The sequence below is a fragment of the Glaciecola sp. HA4-3 genome (genome assembly GCF_055693685.1).
Genome location: NZ_CM146340.1, coordinates 208,434 through 225,422, shown reverse-complemented (window position 1 = coordinate 225,422; position 16,989 = coordinate 208,434). Strand labels below are relative to the sequence as shown.

At 38.1% G+C, this 16,989-nt stretch carries 17 protein-coding genes, 1 tRNA gene and 2 pseudogenes; 12 read left to right on the top strand and 8 right to left on the bottom strand.

The genetic code is table 11. From position 1 onward, the window contains the following. Positions 1-7: 7 nt before the first annotated feature. The gene (locus ACZ1G6_RS01030) at positions 8-1,594 is read right to left on the bottom strand and encodes a hybrid sensor histidine kinase/response regulator (protein WP_472617676.1); all 1,587 of its coding nucleotides are present in this window, start codon (positions 1,592-1,594) and stop codon (positions 8-10) included. A 1,384-nt stretch (positions 1,595-2,978) separates the two neighbouring features. Between ACZ1G6_RS01030 and ACZ1G6_RS01025 the strand changes: the two genes are divergently transcribed. From ACZ1G6_RS01025 to ACZ1G6_RS01015, 3 genes are read left to right on the top strand one after another with little or no spacing between them, the layout of a single operon-like run. Further along, a complete protein-coding gene (locus tag ACZ1G6_RS01025; RefSeq protein WP_472617675.1) occupies positions 2,979-3,872 on the top strand; it encodes a HamA C-terminal domain-containing protein in 894 nt (297 codons plus the stop codon). After that, positions 3,869-6,013, top strand: coding sequence for a DEAD/DEAH box helicase (locus tag ACZ1G6_RS01020; RefSeq protein WP_472617674.1), 2,145 nt, complete (start codon positions 3,869-3,871; stop codon positions 6,011-6,013). The genes ACZ1G6_RS01025 and ACZ1G6_RS01020 overlap by 4 nt, the downstream gene beginning before the upstream one ends. Continuing rightward, positions 6,003-6,386 (top strand): hypothetical protein, encoded by a 384-nt coding sequence (locus ACZ1G6_RS01015; protein WP_472617673.1) that lies wholly within the window; start codon positions 6,003-6,005, stop codon positions 6,384-6,386. The genes ACZ1G6_RS01020 and ACZ1G6_RS01015 overlap by 11 nt, the downstream gene beginning before the upstream one ends. A gap of 56 nt (positions 6,387-6,442) precedes the next feature. On the opposite strand, the gene ACZ1G6_RS01010 is transcribed toward ACZ1G6_RS01015, so the two are convergent. The 3 genes from ACZ1G6_RS01010 to ACZ1G6_RS01000 form a co-directional block, all read right to left on the bottom strand. Continuing rightward, the gene (locus tag ACZ1G6_RS01010; protein WP_472617672.1) at positions 6,443-7,309 is read right to left on the bottom strand and encodes a DUF6731 family protein; all 867 of its coding nucleotides are present in this window, start codon (positions 7,307-7,309) and stop codon (positions 6,443-6,445) included. Positions 7,310-7,483: 174 nt separating this feature from the next. Then, positions 7,484-7,744 (bottom strand): hypothetical protein, encoded by a 261-nt coding sequence (locus ACZ1G6_RS01005; protein WP_472617671.1) that lies wholly within the window; start codon positions 7,742-7,744, stop codon positions 7,484-7,486. A 329-nt stretch (positions 7,745-8,073) separates the two neighbouring features. Continuing rightward, positions 8,074-8,529 carry a hypothetical protein gene (locus ACZ1G6_RS01000; protein ID WP_472617670.1) on the bottom strand — a complete coding sequence of 152 codons (456 nt, stop codon included), beginning with the start codon at positions 8,527-8,529 and terminating at the stop codon, positions 8,074-8,076. A gap of 745 nt (positions 8,530-9,274) precedes the next feature. Between ACZ1G6_RS01000 and ACZ1G6_RS00995 the strand changes: the two genes are divergently transcribed. Genes ACZ1G6_RS00995 through ACZ1G6_RS00985 form a run of 3 tightly spaced genes read left to right on the top strand, consistent with a single transcriptional unit; the run spans position 9,275 to position 10,520 of the window. Beyond that, positions 9,275-9,520, top strand: coding sequence for a DUF4224 domain-containing protein (locus ACZ1G6_RS00995; protein WP_472617669.1), 246 nt, complete (start codon positions 9,275-9,277; stop codon positions 9,518-9,520). Continuing rightward, positions 9,513-10,055: a hypothetical protein gene (locus ACZ1G6_RS00990; protein WP_472617668.1), complete on the top strand. Its 543-nt coding sequence runs from the start codon at positions 9,513-9,515 to the stop codon at positions 10,053-10,055. The genes ACZ1G6_RS00995 and ACZ1G6_RS00990 overlap by 8 nt, the downstream gene beginning before the upstream one ends. Before the next feature lie 6 nt (positions 10,056-10,061). Beyond that, positions 10,062-10,520, top strand: a complete 459-nt coding sequence (locus ACZ1G6_RS00985; RefSeq protein ID WP_472617667.1) for a tyrosine-type recombinase/integrase — start codon at positions 10,062-10,064, stop codon at positions 10,518-10,520. An 88-nt stretch (positions 10,521-10,608) separates the two neighbouring features. On the opposite strand, the gene ACZ1G6_RS00980 is transcribed toward ACZ1G6_RS00985, so the two are convergent. The 3 genes and pseudogenes from ACZ1G6_RS00980 to mutY form a co-directional block, all read right to left on the bottom strand. Next, positions 10,609-10,684: transfer RNA gene (locus ACZ1G6_RS00980), tRNA-Phe, on the bottom strand. A 124-nt stretch (positions 10,685-10,808) separates the two neighbouring features. Then, positions 10,809-11,080, bottom strand: a pseudogene (locus ACZ1G6_RS00975) (oxidative damage protection protein). 94 nt (positions 11,081-11,174) lie between these two features. Continuing rightward, on the bottom strand, positions 11,175-12,290 hold the full coding sequence (gene mutY / locus ACZ1G6_RS00970) for an A/G-specific adenine glycosylase (protein WP_472619016.1): 1,116 nt from the start codon (positions 12,288-12,290) through the stop codon (positions 11,175-11,177). A 227-nt stretch (positions 12,291-12,517) separates the two neighbouring features. Between mutY and ACZ1G6_RS00965 the strand changes: the two genes are divergently transcribed. The 6 genes and pseudogenes from ACZ1G6_RS00965 (at position 12,518) to ACZ1G6_RS00940 (ending at position 16,541) form a co-directional block, all read left to right on the top strand. Next, positions 12,518-13,192, top strand: a complete 675-nt coding sequence (locus ACZ1G6_RS00965; RefSeq protein ID WP_472617666.1) for an alpha/beta fold hydrolase — start codon at positions 12,518-12,520, stop codon at positions 13,190-13,192. 86 nt (positions 13,193-13,278) lie between these two features. Beyond that, positions 13,279-13,998 (top strand): tRNA (guanosine(46)-N7)-methyltransferase TrmB, encoded by a 720-nt coding sequence (gene trmB / locus ACZ1G6_RS00960; protein WP_472617665.1) that lies wholly within the window; start codon positions 13,279-13,281, stop codon positions 13,996-13,998. Continuing rightward, entirely contained in the window at positions 13,998-14,588 is a 591-nt protein-coding gene (locus ACZ1G6_RS00955; RefSeq protein ID WP_472617664.1) for a hypothetical protein, read from the top strand. The genes trmB and ACZ1G6_RS00955 overlap by 1 nt, the downstream gene beginning before the upstream one ends. Next, positions 14,527-14,709: a methyltransferase gene (locus ACZ1G6_RS00950; protein ID WP_472619015.1), complete on the top strand. Its 183-nt coding sequence runs from the start codon at positions 14,527-14,529 to the stop codon at positions 14,707-14,709. The genes ACZ1G6_RS00955 and ACZ1G6_RS00950 overlap by 62 nt, the downstream gene beginning before the upstream one ends. Beyond that, positions 14,709-15,101 (top strand): annotated as a pseudogene (locus ACZ1G6_RS00945) (class I SAM-dependent methyltransferase); the annotation flags it as partial. The gene ACZ1G6_RS00950 and the pseudogene ACZ1G6_RS00945, both read left to right, overlap by 1 nt. Before the next feature lie 6 nt (positions 15,102-15,107). Continuing rightward, complete coding sequence (locus ACZ1G6_RS00940; protein WP_472617663.1) at positions 15,108-16,541, top strand: glycogen synthase; 1,434 nt, start codon at positions 15,108-15,110, stop codon at positions 16,539-16,541. Between the two features lie 4 nt (positions 16,542-16,545). Here the strand turns inward: ACZ1G6_RS00940 and ACZ1G6_RS00935 are convergent, their stop codons facing one another. Next, positions 16,546-16,947, bottom strand: coding sequence for a hypothetical protein (locus tag ACZ1G6_RS00935; protein WP_472617662.1), 402 nt, complete (start codon positions 16,945-16,947; stop codon positions 16,546-16,548). Positions 16,948-16,989 lie beyond the last annotated feature (42 nt).

The window sequence follows — 16,989 nt, the reverse complement described above, 5'->3', positions numbered from 1 at the left end:
AGTGTAATTATGAAATACCGAATGCCTTTTGGATGGCGCTTCGCAAGTTTGCTGGCTTAACTGGCTTATGCATAAAATGATAACCGCTCGATAAAACCTCTTTTAATCGATCAGGCGCAGTGTCGCCAGAGATAATAAACGCTGGGATATTTGGATTATCAAGGAAATTTTTCACGCTTTGTATCGCCGTAATACCATTTTTGTTGTCACGTAAACGATAGTCCGAAATAATTAAATCCGGATAAAATGTGAACTGTTGTATAGTTTTGCAAGCTTCCTCTGATGAAGCTGAAGTCATTACTTTACAACCCCATTGCGCTAGCAGATGACTTAGGCTTTCTCTTATTGAAATATCATCTTCAATTATAAAAATTCGTTTTCCGATACTGCGCGAAGTCGAGAATTGAGTAGAACATGTTGTTGCAGGGGCGAAACCTTCATTTGGTTTGTCGATAATTGGTAATGTTAAGGTGAAGCTGCTGCCAAGTCCTTTGATTGATTGAACACAAAGCGAGATATCAAGCATATCGCAAAGTCGCTTAACAATTGACAAACCTAACCCCAAACCTTTTTGTTTGTCGCGCTCGGGGTTGTCAACTTGATAAAATTCTTCAAAGACTCTTATCTGTTCTTCATCCGTAAGACCTAAGCCATTATCCTTAATACTGATATCAAGTTGGTTATCGTGTCTTAATGTTAAATTAACTTCTACCTTTCCATTATTAGTATACGTGATCGCATTTGCCAACAAATTACTTAAAATCCGCCTTAGAAGAAGGCTGTCAGTATATACATAATATTCGCTACTATCGAACGAAAGTATTAGGCCTTTTTTATTCGTTTGTATAAGAAATTGTTGATAAAGATCTTTAAGTAAGCTATTTATGCACACTGGTGTTTTATCAACTGGTATTATATTTGCGTCGAGTTTTGAAACATCAAGTATCGAATTTAAAAGTTCGTTCATACTTTCTGAACATTTTTCTAATTGACCATATAGATTAAGTGATTTTTGGGTTTTTAGGTGCGGTAGTAAAGCCGAAAGCAAAAAACTTAAGGCTTGAAGCGGTTGTCTTAAATCATGGCTTGCAGAAGATAAAAATCTAGCTCTTGACGAAGCATACTTTTCGGCTTCTTGTTTTTTCAAATCTAAACTGTTTGCGAGTTTCTCCGTTTTCTTCCTTAGCCAAATATTTTGTGCATTACCCCGATGAAACTCTAGCGCTATTTGTACTAAGAATATAAAGAACATGACAAATGATACTGGCAATAGCACATATGACTCGGCCAATGAAAACAAGTAGCCAGCAATGTAAATTGATATAACGGTAATGTTGTAAACAAGAAAATATCCAAACCAATAACTACCGATCCCAACAGAGCCGGCTGATAATCCTACTATAACTATGTTTAAGAGAACCGATGCTTCTGGATAGGCTGTAAAATCTACAATAAAGACTGTACTCCCCCACAGTATCGCCGCACAAAATGTTAATATCTGGGAGCTTAATTCAAATACAAAGGTTTCCTTTTGGTCGCGCCCTTTATTATACCAACCAAAAGTAAGCAAACCTCTGAGTATTGTGATACACAAAAGTAACGCTAACTAAGGTTAATAATACTTCCTTTGAGACATACTCATAAAAGACTAAAAATAACGCAATGGGAAAGAAAAACTGCACTACCAAGGTGCTTTTGAATAGTTTGAGATATGAAGACCTATGCTCACTTTTTATAAGGAGCAATTCGTCATTTGTGTAATTTTCGTTAGTAAAAATGTGCATTTGAATCGCGTATTTGGTGATTTGCGTGATTTGACAAGTGCAAAGATGGTAGGTGATTAACACGCCAAAATGACTAATTTGGTCCTTTAGTATTAATTTTATTACTTTACGACAAAAACCGTACTTTTCTGTTCAGGGCTCTTAAAATAATTGTTCCTCGACCCGGGATCGTGACTCACCGGATGGGCAGGGACACGCATCGCGTGTCCCAAACGGATAATAAAAAGCCCCGCAATCTCCTGCAGGGCTTTTAGAATAAATGGTGCCTCGACCCGGGATCGAACCAGGGACACGCGGATTTTCAATCCGCCAACCCAAATCGACAATTCACATAACTTTCAGTGCGTTACACTGAAAACCCTTCCAAATAGAACTTCCAAAAACTGACTTGCAGACCGCATGTTTTGGTTCAACCAGACTTGCGTATTTGGAAATCATTTTTAAGGAGGTTTTATCGAAAAATCACGTTCACGAAGCGCATAAAGCAAAAAACCGAGCTATGAACTCGGATTAATGTTGATTGTGAAGTTACAGGTAAACGAACCAATAACGCCTCACCAGTCGTAGTTGCCAGACTATAACTAATCTCTAAAAATCAGTTAATTATTAACTGAGGGGCAAACTCGTGTCTAGCAAAACCTATCACTTCGCAATTAATCATGCGCTTCGTAAAATGCATCTAGATTTTCGCATTAGCGTAGCTATTTTGATTGGAAGCATGTGTTTGTTGCAAAATAGTTCTAGATGTTGCGCCTAACGGGGAGTGTTTGCATAGGGCGCAGCGTGGAGCGAACTGTCTAAGGTTGAGTGGAGTTTCAGGCGTGGTATGAGAAAACGCGGCCAATAACAGCGAAGAGGAACACATAGGATACGACAGGATGCTGGGGCGCGCAGATGGGAGCGACACCAACGAAAGACGGTGGATCTTTAAGCCCAGTACTGGTTTCGCCTATCTTGCTTAGAACATCAGTTTTTATGGTGAATTCGGCAGGAGGGCGGAGCCTAGAAAAAAGCTTTTGGCCGTTTTATGTATCTTCAAACCTTCTCGTGACAGCGCGAATTTGAAATCATATTTTTTCTATCCTAAACAAGATTGGATTATCATCTATAGCTTCCAACTGTTAAGTGTTTCTATACGTTGAAAGTTATGAGGGTTTTGGTACTATCTTTAACAAGACATGGAAAAGAGTTTTTATGGACATCAGACTTCAACCTCAATTGACAAACGGCGAAGCTTTAAAAAAAGTACTTCGGAAAATCAACGTAAGCTATCAATTGGCAGACAATAGAGATGTCGAAACTCTTTTAATATATTTACCTTTAGAAACAAATCCAGAACCTTTAATTCAATTTTTTGAAGCTATCAAAAGCGAAATAATGGTTAACTTTGTCTTAAAGTGCTCTGAAATTGAGAAACAACTAGGTCGCAAAAAGGAAGGAGCAGCCGAGCGACTATTTGAAAAAGCAATTCGTAAGCTAAGTCAACACACTGCTAAAGGTGAATTGGGGGAGTTAATTTTATTTACACTGATTGATATTTATTTAGAAGCTCCCAAATTAATCAGCAAACTTTCGAGCAATCAAGCACCAAGAATTCCTGTTTTCGGTGCTGATGCTGTGCATGGCCAGTTCTACAACAACAAATTTAAATTATTCCTTGGTGAATCAAAGCTTTATAAAAATTTCAAAGGCGCTGCATCAGATGCAGCCAAATCTATTAAATCTGCAACCGATAAATATCAGATAGAATTTGATCTGATTGAAAGTGATATGGATTTCCCTAATTTAGAGCCACATTTGGAAGACCAATTGTTAGATATACTAAACCCGTTGATAAACAATGATATCGATCAAGTTTTAAATAATTCATGTTTTATAGGTTTTACCCAACCCGATCTAGTCCAGTGTCCATCTGAAAATTTTGAAGAAATGTATATAGATATTGCTAACGAATACGTTGGAGACTTTTATACAAAGATAGAAAAACAAGGCTTAGATATCAATAAAACTATATTGATGATATTACCGTTTAATTGTGTTGATGACCTTGTACAACAATTTGTTGACTATATGAATATTCAACCATGAGCAATTTTATTGAAAAGCTTTCCAGCAAGGCGGTTTTAAGTGATGATTATAAACAAGCTAGCGGAGCCTTATTTCAATCTTATATTCATAAGATGGTTGGAAGCGAAATATCTCTAGATCGTAAGCATGCTGTTCAAATTGCTTTGATAGCGCAGTACCTTTATCGAGTTAATAACGCAAAATTCCGAATAGAAGGCGCAACAATCCTCTCAATGCTTCTGGATGTATGCGGTAACAGTTACCCAGAAATATTAGTGATAGCTAACAAAGTTTTCTCAGTAGCTGGCGACTTTCCAAACCTCAAGCTACTGGGGAATGCATATCCTGAGCTGAATTTTAGATACAGTTTTGTGGCTGAGGCAGAAGCAGAATTTAGGCAAGAACTTAATACCGTTGAACATTTAAGTTTTCCACTGACTAATTTTCAAAGAACACTTTGGGAGGACTTGACATCGGAAGAAGATGTTATAACTGTCGCACCTACTTCAGCAGGTAAAACTCATATAATCTTAAGTTATTTAATTAGAGAAATGATTGAATCAGATGGTGCATTTACCGCTATTGTGGTGCCAACCAGAGCTTTAATTAGCGAAGTCGCAAACAAATTATATGAAATTGCTAAAGAACAAAACTACGAGAAAGAAATAGAGATCTGCACTGTCCCTAAGGATACTGGGTACGCCGATATGACATTTTTTGTCATGACACAAGAGCGATTGTTTGATGCACTGCAGATTGGTGACTTAACGTTTAACTATTTATTTATCGATGAAGCACATAATATTGCGGACGAAAGTAGAGGCGTTCTGCTGCATCTAACAATAGAAAAGTTATTAGAAGATAGTCTACCTCAAGTAATAATCAGCATGCCTTCTCCAAGCTATCAAGACTCCTTCTCTACTGTATTTAAGAACATTGAATTTAAAAAAGCAATTACGACTTTATCACCAGTAGCAAAAATATTAATCGAAGTGAGAGCTGTTAAGAAAGAACTTGTTTTAAAAAGACTTAATACAAACAATCAGGCAATAATCACGAAAGGATTTACAGGAAAGCATTTGTCGGACGTCGCATATAAACTCGGGCAAGGAAGTAGCAATATTATCTACAGGAATCAGACTAATTACTGTGAAAATATGGCGCAGGCAATAGCAAATAAGATAATTGACTTTGAACCTACCGCAGAGCTAGAAGAGGCAGCAAGCTATGTTGAAGAGTTCATTCACGAAGATTTCACTCTAGCTTCTAACTTGCGGAAAGGAGTTGCTTTCCATTATGGACCGTTACCAAGCTCATTGAGAGTAATGATTGAAAACCTAGTAAAGGAAGGTTTAGTTAGCTTTATTGCTTGCACTAGTACACTAGCTGAAGGAGTAAACTTACCTGCAAAAAATCTATTTCTTCATAAACCTATGCAATCAAAGGGAAGAGAAGCGCCAGAAAGGCTAGAAGATGTAAAACTCAACAATATAACAGGTAGAGCAGGAAGAATGCTCGAGCACTTTGCTGGTAACGTTTTTATTTTTGAGCCGGAAGACTGGCAAATTCAAGATTACTTTGATGAAAAGGACGATGAGGAAGAAAAAATCCCTACATATTTTAAAGCTTTGAACGAAGACTTACTCATAGTTTTAGAAGCATTAGAGGGCGTTTATGCGCATGACGGAGAAAACCAATATAAATTTTACACTATCGCGAATAAATTGATAAAGGAAATTGCTGAGGGCAATTTAGCAAAGACACTTTCAGCGCCTGAATTGGATTTAACGGATACAGAAAAATCTTTGTTAGCTGAAGCAGCACAAACTGCTCATCAGGGATTAAAAGTAGCTCCCTTTACATTAGAAGCGAGTCCTACGATCGGTTACATACAGCAGAACAAACTTTTTAACTTTTTAACTAGTACCAAAAATCTTGAGGTGTGGGCGTTACCGCACCCAAAATCAACACAACTTTATCAAACTTTAGTAACAGTCTGCGATAAGCTTGAGCTGTTTGGTGTTTATACACCAACCGGTGAATATTTTACTCAATATATGTGCGTGATTGCCGCCAAATGGATTCAGGGTGATAGCTTAAAGAGTATTATAACTGAGCAAATTGCATGGATGGAACGTAACAAAAACGACCATGGAAGTTGAAGTAAATCCTAACAAAGCAGTTAGAGACGTTATAAAGGTTATCAACAACGATATACGCTTTAGAATGGCTAACGCCCTCAAGTGCTATCATGTTCTTATGTCTAACGTTATCGCGTTAAAAAAGCTTGATATCTCTACTACAAAGCTACATACGTACATGGAAATAGGGGCTAGTGACGAAAGAATGATAAATCTAATTAACATTGGGCTAACTAGAGAATCCGCAAAAGAGTTAAACGACAAAATTGCTAGTAATATTACAATTGATTCGTTACAAAATTTAATAGAGTTGTATGAAAACGGAAGTTTAGAAAATGTTCATTCAATAACTAGGAAAGAATTACTGTTTATGGCCAACAAAATAAACAATTAAAACAAATTTGATTATAAATTCATTAAATCTAAATGAATAAATGTTGAAAGAAAACGTCAATTCTCTCCAAAGTAACTAACAGTAGCTTGTGCTAGTACTTTTTTAGCTACTGACTCCTCTATAAACTTTTGTCGTGTTGTGATATCTGTTTTAAAGTTCAAGAATGCATTGCCAAAATCCAGATGGAAACTAGAGCCGTCCTCTTTTTTACCTTTCACTTTTAGCACTGTACAATCATCATGGTTTGATAAATAACTCACAATTTCAATAACGTTTTCTTTTGAAAGGCCTAAGCTATTTTTCTCATCTATGTCGAAGTCCAACGCAAGTTGCATGTTATTTGCTAAGTATGGTGCACTGCTCAAATCTTTAATTAATTGAGGTGCATGCTCCGACACGTCTGACAGTGAGGAGGTTCCAATCTTAAAGTGGAGACTGCTGTAATCTTCAACTTCTGATAAACGCGAAAACTCTTCTTCTTTAGGTATAAGGTCAAGTTTAATTTGATTAGCACGGTCATTACAAAATTGTTCTAAAAGAGATGTGCCTACACTTTTCAAACTGACACTAGGGCCTGAAGTAAAACCAAGTATCACTTTAGCCTCTGGTAATACCAAGAAAAAATATGGGTCTCCAATGATCCCTTGATTCACAGCAATTGATGAAATTTTTCCATCGCTAGTAGCTTTTGTTTGCCAAGTATTTCTTTCCCGAACTACTGTTAGCTGAAACACCTCCACACCAGAAATTTCAAAGCTTTCTGAAGCTTTTATTAAGTGTTTTTTGTTGCGAATATTAACTACTCTATTTCGATTTTCAGTGATCTGATTAGCCTGATAGTTTGAAACAAACTCATTGAAAAAAGAACCTTGCGCGTCAATAGAGAAAAACCTCACGGTAATACTTTTTTTGAGCTTATTCATAACATTCCTTATAACTCTCCCTGCAGTAGGCGCTTTTTTTATTTCCTAATTAATGTTGCACACTAATGGGGAATAGTCAATATGAACTGTATTTACATACAGTATATATTCCAATTTAGTATCATTATCGAAAAAGTGAAAAGAGTACTAACTTCTGGTTTCAAGGGACTAGATTCACAACCAGAATTGCCACCATTTTTTCTTTTTCAGATTTTTATAACCTGTCGGCTGCTTCTCATTAGGACTACGATTGTCATCAAACTGTATCCCCTGATACTCGCCACTAGACCCCGTAATAACTATTTTGCCAGTGTCTAACCAACTCAATAACTTATCAACTTCATCTAATATTTGTGGGTAGTAATCATCAACATTTTCGTTAAAGTCATCGGGGCAAGTGAGCACTAGACCATAACCTAAACCAAGGTTATCCATAAAGTGAAAACCGTCACAATACAGGTCATAACACTGTTTAATATACTTATGAACCTCATCAGGTTTTTCGACTATTTTTTGAAGTACATTGCGAATATTCCATTCATGATATTTGGCAATAGAAAAATAACTAGAAAGTATTTTCTCTGCTTCGTATAAACCTGTGGGGCGTTTTAAAGTTTATTGAAATTAATTCTAGATAATCGTCTGAATTTAATAATTCTTCGAGCTGTTGTTCCGAATAAACCCAATCCTCAAATTCGTGTAATTCGATTTCACGAGAAACTAGCTTGAAATAAATTAATTCGACATCTTTCAAATTTTGATTACTAATTCCTACGTTTGTTTTCTTCATTCAAATCTTTTATGCCAGGGGCATTATTTAATAAGCTATGGCCAAGCTCTTTGGGTAAATCAATAAACAGCGTAGCGCTGCTGTCCCAGCATATCACTTCAAACAGTGAATCACTTAATTGCTTCTTGGGAATACCTGTCCACAATTCGCGATTTCCATCTGAAAAAGGCCTATGATTTGTGAACGGAAACGTACCTTTTGGATATGCCGAAATTACTGCCCACACGAATTGGTAATCATGTTCCTTTAGCTTTTTTGCTAAATCTGTCCCTGTAACCCAAGCTGGATCATCTAATTCTGCCCAACCACCGTCAATGTCTGAAAAATGCCAATCGAAATTTTCAGCTTTTATTTCTAGCCAATCAAAGACATCCACAAGGCTTGTAAACCATGGAATCTGATTACTGTTCTCTTGTATAAAGTTAGTCATATAGTATTATTTAAGCAGCTCGCTTTTTAACAGAAGTCACGACGACTATCGGTCACATCGAACCGTATATCCCGTCAGAGTTATGAAGTATGGAATAAATATAAGGCTTTACTGACCCACAGACAAATTGAAATGGTGAAATCGATGAAAACTTGGAATGACTACAAGCAAAAAGCAAAAAAAGAAAGCCGCGATGAATGGATTTTGGCACTCGTTTACTCATCAATATTAGTCGCAGCGATATACTTCATAATTTAAAAATCGACATGTTTCATATAATTTATCCACCTAATATGGGTGGATAAATTCGCTTTTCAGCGCTCAAAGCACACCAATTTTGCTACTTTTCAAAATTAATTTAATTTATTTTCAACTTTTTTATCATGTCCTTTTTTATTGTACACCCGATGGATGCCATCTTTTCTTACCACAATCCAGCAACGGCGTGGCCTCAAGGTGGGTCAAATTGGTATTGAGTGCATACAAAAAACGTGTGTAGGAATCCATACACTATTTGGCTTTTCCCTTGTTTTTATTGGGCTGAGGGTGGGCCAAATTGGTACAGAAAATAGGCTTTTTTAGAGACCGTGATAAATGTTTATTCGATACTTTGAATAGCTCAAGCTATTGCATCTTTTGCTCGTTTAGCCTAGCTTTTAAATGGAATCGCGGCATTTCCCGGCCTTATTGAAGTTAACGTGGGAAGTTTAATTACTTTTTGGAATACGTTAACTTAGGAAATGTTATGCAAACTTCAATTTTTATCGAAAAGCACGATATCGAAAAACTTACTGGTACAAAAATCAGAAAGCTTCAAATCGAACATTTAGTAAAATCCAACATCCCATTCAAACAAGATCGAAATGGCTACCCACAGGTTCTGGTCAATTCAATTTCAGCGTCAACGATAACTGCACCGACGACATCGAAAAGGCAAGTTCGAGTAAACCTCACTCCGCTCAATAAAATTAAGGAGAATCAAAATGGGTAGACCACGTACTTCAAACAATCATCTCCCACCGAAGGTATACCAAGACAAAAAATCGAACATGTTTTATTTTGTCGATATCGACAATAAGTATCATCAATTAGGGCGAGAACTTAGCTTAGCAATGGCCAATTATTACAAGTTAATGCCTGAACAGAAGAGAATGATGACATTGGCAGATTTAATTGACCGCTACATGATTGAAGAATCACCTAAAAAGGCGTCCACAACACACGATGACGAGCTTAAGTCTGCAAGGCAACTTCGTCATAGGCTGGGTCATTTATATGCGACAGAGGTCACTTCTGTGGATGTTGCCGAGTATTACAATCTCAGGCACGCCGAAGCTCCTGTTAGAGTTAATCGAGAAATGAGTCTGTTGTCGGTCATCTTCAAGCAAGCACCGTTCTGGGGTGTGCCAATCGTAAACCCAACTTCCAGCATACGCCGAAAAAGTGAATTACCTGCAAAAGCTGCAAAGAAACTAGAAAGGTACATTACAGATGAGCAGGTCGAAATTTTTAAAACGTATGCTTAGAACTGGATGGCTCTATACGTAGAATTAAAACTTATACTTGGTTTGCGACAATCTGCCATGCTGAAATTGAAAAAATCGATGATCATAGAAGATGGTTTCTATGTGAAAGACATATCAAAGAATGGTGGTGCGCTTACATTTTCGTGGACTGACGATTTGAAAGCCGTTCTGTCAAAAATATGTCAATTATCCAATTCTGAATCAGAGTATCTGTTCGTTAGCGAAACTGGTCAGCCACACAACGCCAGTTCATTCAAAAGCGCGTGGCAGCGTGCTATGAAAAAAGCGACTGAGCATGAGCTTGAAAAACCATTTGCAGAAAGGTATCTCAGAAACAAAGCGGTAACCGATGCATCTGACTTAGAAACGGCCAGCAAAACGGTTGGACACACAAATCCGTTGGTAACCAAGCTACATTATTGTATGCTTGCAGATAGAGTAAACCCATTTGGCAGCAAAGCTTAGTTTTTGGAAAAAATGGTTTTATTTGGAAATGTGAATTGGGGCGTAGAATTAAAAAGCCCCGCAATCTCTTGCAGGGCTTAGGTATAAATGGTGCCTCGACCCGGGATCGAACCAGGGACACGCGGATTTTCAATCCGCTGCTCTACCAACTGAGCTATCGAGGCAGGAAATGTGGCTTTTGCAAGCACGGTATTTCGCTGTGGGTGCGTATTAAACGGATTTTGAGCCCTTAAGTCAACTGATTTTTGCTGTTTTTATAAGTTTGTCTTACAAAAAAGCAGAATCTGTTTATTTTGTGGGCGGAACATATCCTTCAATCGTAGGCTCTATTCCTTCAAACAAGTATGCGATCATTTTTTCTTCTAAGAATTTACGATCGTTTGGCTCCATCATATTTAGTTTGTTTTCATTAATTAACATTGTCTGTTTTTTCTGCCACATACCAAATGCTTCTTTTGATATGTTATCAAAAATTCGTTTGCCTACTTCGCCTGGATATAATTGAAAATCCAATCCAGGCTCTTCTTTTTTAAATACTCACACTGTACAGTTCTACTCATTAATGCCTCTTGGATAATTGTTGATAGTGACTTATGCGCCACATCAAATCACTGTAATATTTACATTATAATGGAAATATCAAGCTTCGCACTATCAAAACCTGCTTTTAAGCTCTTTTAGTATTTTGGTAGTCGGTGTTGACAAACCTACCTCACTAGGCTGATGAATATCTAGCCAGATTTGTGCCTGCTCGTTCTTATTCATTATTGATGGCTCACTCACCTTTGACTGAGGATTAAAGTCAATAAGCAATGGTTTTATATGCAAGTTAAAATGACTAAAAGTATGAGTGAATTCAGGCAACTCAATCAATTGATAATCACAATTTGCCAATATAGTCCTGAGCGTTTGTGGAACAAGTTCATCATCAAGGTTGATGAGTTGTTCGTTTTCAAAATATGGCGTTTCATAAAAACCAAATAATCCTCCCCAAATGCCACTAGAGGGGCGTTTATGCATTAAAACACTAGTGTGGCGCATAGGGATAAACATTTGTGTATATTTCGTTGGTATTTGTTTTTTTGGTTTTTTGTGTGGTAGCTCTGTTTGTCGACCTTGTACATATGCTAAGCAATGCGCTTGTATCGGGCATTGCTCACATTTTGGTTTGCTACGCGTACATAGGGTTGCCCCCAAATCCATGATACCCTGTGTGTATGCATTATATCGAGACTCTGGCCTGAGGCTATTTGCATACTCCCACATTTTATCTTCTATTTTTTTATTGCCCGGCCACCCTTCAATGGCAAAGTATCTAGCTAATACTCGCTTAACATTGCCATCAAGAATTACGTAAGCTTGGTTATCAGCCAAGGATAAAATTGCAGCGGCGGTAGAACGGCCAATACCGGGTAACGCAACAACATCATCAAATGCGTTTGGGAATATTCCAGCAAAATCGTCACGCACTTTAATTGCAGCTTTGTGTAAATTGCGTGCACGTGCGTAATACCCTAAGCCCGTCCATAGGTGAAGTACTTGGTCTTGAGGCGCATTGGCTAAATCTGTAATGCTAGGAAATGTGCTCATGAAGCGCTGAAAGTAAGGTATGACTGTTGCTACTTGAGTTTGTTGCAACATGATCTCAGAGACCCAAACACTATAGCGTGTTTTGTTTTGCTGCCATGGCAGATCTATACGACCATGCTCGTCATACCATGACAGCAAGTGTCGACTAAAATCAAAGCCCGTATCAGCCATCTTAACCATGCACAAAAATCTCATCAGAATATAAACACGTGTATGATACCCAAATACTATGGACATAGACCATAATAATTCGTTAAGGCCAGATTTTTAAATAAGTTGTATACCCATGACAAAAGTAGACCGCCCAATCATTACCGAACCTTGCATTTTTTTGCCTTAGCACTCTTTGTGACGAAAGAATTTGGTTACCCATTTGGGATAGCTGTGATTTTCACAACAAAAGCTATGTGCCCTTGCAATGGGCGGAAGATTTAGATCAAATGCTAGCGCTTACTTATTGCGCAATTGAAGATGCATTAAACGCAGTCATACATGAAAGTTCAAGCAAGCCAAGCGATGAAAAAGTGCACTTAATTGGGTTTTCGATGGGCGCTTATATTGCTTCACTTGCAGCGATAGAAGCTGCAAAAAATCACAAACATAAATCTATATTTAATAAAATTGCGAGTATTTCATTGATTGCCTATAGCCCTAATGGATTATCACAACAAGAGCAATCTAGCAGACAACAAGTACTTAAATTACTAAAATCCAATAAAACCGCAAGTTTAAGCAAGATTCGTCTTAAGCGCTATTTTAACGAACAAGAAATCGCTAACGCGACTCTAACAAGCCCAGTTATCGATATGGAAAACGATTTGGGCAATAGCGTTCTAATGCATCAAATTCAAGCAACTACCCCAAGGCAAAACCTTACAAGTGCGCTTCGTCAATTAACTTGCAAACAATTATGGATTGCAGGTCAAGATGATCAAATCGCATCATGCCACGAGATTGAAACATTCGCTAAAAATCAAGCTAGCAGTCAATGTGTTACATTGGCAAATACCGGACATATGACCCCTTTAACTCGCGCAAAACAAATCGCTGATGCCATATGCGCCATGATTAATCGCCAATGAATACGAATGTAAGTTTGCAATTAACGATAGGCGTAGGATAATGCGCATCAATACAGCATCAATCCCTTTATGGAATTCATAGTAAAATGAGTCGTTTTAATTCTGCCGACGAAGCCCGCGCAGCCGGTGTATACGTGTCTAAAGTCAAAAGTTTTGTCAAACGCGAGGGTCGTCTAACAAACGCACAAGCACGCGCCATTGAAGAAAACTGGCCGCATAAGGGTTTAGATATTGCTCAAGGTTTACTTGATTTAGATGCTGTATTTGGACGGACATCAAAACGCGTGCTAGAAATCGGTTTTGGTATGGGTAAGTCGTTAGTGGAAATGGCAGCAAATGAACCAGATATTGACTATATTGGCATTGAAGTCCACAGACCAGGTGTTGGTGCTTGTTTAGCGTCTGCGCAAGAAGCAAATGTGGACAATTTGCGGGTGTTTGAACATGACGCAGTAGAAGTGCTAGACAAATGTTTTAATGATGAAAGCTTGGACAGATTACAGTTGTTTTTTCCTGACCCTTGGCATAAAAAACGCCATCATAAGCGTCGAATTGTTCAAGCAGAATTTGTTCAAAAAATAAGAACAAAGCTTAAAATAGGCGGTGAATTTCACATGGCCACAGATTGGGAAGAATACGCCGTGCACATGCTAGAAGTTATGAATAATGCAAGTGGATATGAAAACATTGCGCAAAGCGGTGACTATGTGCCTAGACCCGATTATAGACCTATTACTAAGTTTGAGGTTCGCGGTCAAAAGCTAGGCCATGGTGTCTGGGATATTATCTACAAGCGAATCGCGTAATGGCAAGTCCTCAAACGCAGCTTCTTATGCGCAACCTTGACTATTTAGAAACAGGTAAGTGGGCGCTTATTAACCCAGTAGATGCGGATTTATTTAGCCAAATACGCAACAAAAACCTAATAAGCCTGCATCAGTATTATCACCATTACCAAGAGTGCATACGCAGGGCTTCTTCGCACCATCATCGGTTTGACGCAAGTTTTAAACACGCGCATATTGACAACCAAGCCTTAGATGGGGCTGTTATTTATATGCCCAAATCAAAACAACAGCTTGAAATGCTCATTGCAAATACAAGTTATTTGATGAAGCCAAATGGCGTCGTTCTTGTTGTAGGTGAAAACAAAGGTGGTATCAAGAGTGTGCCAAAATTGCTTGAAAAAGTAGGCAACAATGTAAACAAACTCGATAGTGCCAAGCATTGCGGATTGATTGCGGTGACAATTGCTGAGCCCTTAAAGCAGTTTAACATTGATGATTTTGCTCAGACTCGAAGTTATACAATTAATGGAATTGACCTAAAGGTATATTCGCTGCCAGGGCGTCTTTGGTCACAAGCAACTAGACCCAGGCACCGCGCTCTTACTTGAGCAATTTACCCCACAAAAACTCGACTTTTTAAAAGGTCATATATATGATTTTGCATGTGGAAGTGGTGTAATCGGATGCTATATTGGCTTGGCATTGGGTGAAAAAAACGCACTCAATTAAGTTTTAGTGACGTTTCAGCATTGGCTGTTTATTCAAGCAAGCAAACAATATCGTTAAATAATCAAGACAAATTATCCGATTTACTAAACAATGCGCGCGTTGTTGCATGCGATGGTCTTGCCGGTAGTGATCAAAATATCGATGAGCCTTTTGACGCAATCATTACTAACCCTCCTTTTCATGACGGCTTAAAAAATGACTACAGCATTACACAAAGCTTTATAAGAAAGACGCAAAATGCGTCAAACCCCTTTGCGATTATCATGTTGGTAGCAAACAAATTCTTGCCTTATGAGGCGGTTCTAAAAGATGTATACAAAGGTTTTGAAGAACTTAGCAGCAGCACAAAGTATAAAGTCTACCAAGCTGTTAATCGTACTAGTAAGCGTTGATAACAAATGAAAATACTATTTATCGTTTCAGAAGTGGAAGACATCATCAAGACCGGCGGGCTAGCTGACGTCGGTAAAGCCCTACCTATTGCGCTTCAAGCAAAGGGACACGAAGTTGTTATTGTCTTACCCCATTACAAAGACATCGCGGCTAAAATGAATCTAATTGATGCAATACCCGCGCAGCGATTTGAGATAAATAAACGAACCTACCATTATCAAGTGAAAGAATTAGCCTTTCATGGCATGAAAACCTTGCTCATTGAACATGATTATTTTACTCAATCTGACACTCCCTATGGGGATGAAAGTAGATTTAGTAATGCGCAAAAGTTTTCATTTTTTTGTGTTGCTGCACTTCATTTAGCTGAAAATATTGATTTCGCGCCAGATATAGTGCATTGCAATGATTGGCATACCGCCATGGCGCCATATTTTTTGCATAGTGACTTTATGCAGCGTCATAAATTACTGACTCAAAACGATTTCTTTGCACAATCCAAAAGCGTTATTACTGTGCATAATGCAGCATTTCAAGGAATTGAAAATATCACCAATATTCCTTTGTTAGACCAAATCGATTATCACCAAATCTTTGTCGATAATTATCATGTGAATATGTTGAAAACAGGTCTGCACTTTAGCCACAAAATTTGCCCAGTTAGTCCCACCTATGCAAACGAGATAAAAGATCCTATTGGTAGCCATGGTGTGTGTGATGTCATCAATCAGCATCCTGAAAAAGTAATTGGCGTGCTAAATGGCTGCGACTATAGTCAATGGAACCCTGAAAACGACGAATATTTACCAGCCCATTATTCGTTGCAAGATTTAAGTGGCAAAGCCGTATGCAAAAAAACATTACAGCAAACTGCTAAGTTGCCATCACTTAAATCAAGCCCGTTAATTGGAATGGTGTGCCGCGCAACTCGTCAAAAAGGCTTTGATTATTTGCTTCCAGTATTAAATGAATTGCTTATGCATAAAGTGCAAGTAGTAATAATGGGAACCGGCGAGCAATATATTACCGAGAAACTTCACGAAATAGCTAAGCTACACCCAAAGAAATTTTGTTTTTTAGAAGCATTTAGGCCTGAATTTGCGCATCTGATTGAAGCTGGCGCTGATTTCTTTTTGATGCCATCTGAATTCGAGCCTTGCGGCTTAAATCAAATGTATAGCCTTGCTTATGGCACTATTCCTATTGTAAGAAAAGTGGGGGGACTTGCTGATACAGTGATAGATATTAGTGACAAGGGCGCTACAGGATTTACTTTCACGACGCCTTCTAGTGATGCACTATTAAGTTGCGTCAGAGGCGCATTATTGACCTATAACGAATCTCCGAAAACCATTCAATTGATGCGCTTGGCAGGAATGAAAACACGCTTCACATGGGAACAAGCTGCAGACTCTTACGAGCAAATTTATCAACATTAAGGCCTCAAGTGTCGGTTGCTTCTTTTGGTAAGTTTGCTGCTTCGTCTTTATTCAATGCGCATGTTTCATTGATATCATCAATTTTCATCTGCAAAGTATCATTGTGCTGACCAAAGGCAATTTCACGCCTTGCCCCAAGTTCTCCAATCAAAAGGTTGTAGACAATTGAAGTTGGCAAAATACTCGCAACAGAATTAACGAACTGTTCACCGTCTTTTGCTTTTTCACTCTCTAAAATAGCCACGTCATGATGAGCATGTTCACATTGAATATCTTTATTTACATGTGCTTGAGCGCCTTCAATTCGAGAATTTGCTGATGCGCAGCCTCCTAATGTGATTACTACCAGTATGAAAAACGCTTGTGGAAACTGTGAGACTCGATTTTGTATGTGTATGTTACGCATGTTATTCAAACACCTTTATCAATTGTAATTCGTACATATTGA

What these genes read in the sequence shown, in the direction of transcription:
- ACZ1G6_RS00955 (WP_472617664.1), top strand. Translation starts at nt 13,998, where the DNA reads ATGGCAAGTCCTCAAACGCAGCTTCTTATGCGCAACCTTGACTATTTA.
- ACZ1G6_RS00990 (WP_472617668.1), top strand. Translation starts at nt 9,513, where the DNA reads ATGGGTAGACCACGTACTTCAAACAATCATCTCCCACCGAAGGTATAC.
- ACZ1G6_RS01005 (WP_472617671.1), bottom strand. Translation starts at nt 7,744, where the DNA reads ATGGATAACCTTGGTTTAGGTTATGGTCTAGTGCTCACTTGCCCCGAT.
- ACZ1G6_RS00995 (WP_472617669.1), top strand. Translation starts at nt 9,275, where the DNA reads ATGCAAACTTCAATTTTTATCGAAAAGCACGATATCGAAAAACTTACT.
- ACZ1G6_RS01010 (WP_472617672.1), bottom strand. Translation starts at nt 7,309, where the DNA reads ATGAATAAGCTCAAAAAAAGTATTACCGTGAGGTTTTTCTCTATTGAC.
- ACZ1G6_RS00935 (WP_472617662.1), bottom strand. Translation starts at nt 16,947, where the DNA reads ATGCGTAACATACACATACAAAATCGAGTCTCACAGTTTCCACAAGCG.
- trmB (WP_472617665.1), top strand. Translation starts at nt 13,279, where the DNA reads ATGAGTCGTTTTAATTCTGCCGACGAAGCCCGCGCAGCCGGTGTATAC.
- ACZ1G6_RS01025 (WP_472617675.1), top strand. Translation starts at nt 2,979, where the DNA reads ATGGACATCAGACTTCAACCTCAATTGACAAACGGCGAAGCTTTAAAA.
- ACZ1G6_RS01000 (WP_472617670.1), bottom strand. Translation starts at nt 8,529, where the DNA reads ATGACTAACTTTATACAAGAGAACAGTAATCAGATTCCATGGTTTACA.
- ACZ1G6_RS01020 (WP_472617674.1), top strand. Translation starts at nt 3,869, where the DNA reads ATGAGCAATTTTATTGAAAAGCTTTCCAGCAAGGCGGTTTTAAGTGAT.
- mutY (WP_472619016.1), bottom strand. Translation starts at nt 12,290, where the DNA reads ATGGTTAAGATGGCTGATACGGGCTTTGATTTTAGTCGACACTTGCTG.
- ACZ1G6_RS00985 (WP_472617667.1), top strand. Translation starts at nt 10,062, where the DNA reads ATGGCTCTATACGTAGAATTAAAACTTATACTTGGTTTGCGACAATCT.
- ACZ1G6_RS01015 (WP_472617673.1), top strand. Translation starts at nt 6,003, where the DNA reads ATGGAAGTTGAAGTAAATCCTAACAAAGCAGTTAGAGACGTTATAAAG.
- ACZ1G6_RS00940 (WP_472617663.1), top strand. Translation starts at nt 15,108, where the DNA reads ATGAAAATACTATTTATCGTTTCAGAAGTGGAAGACATCATCAAGACC.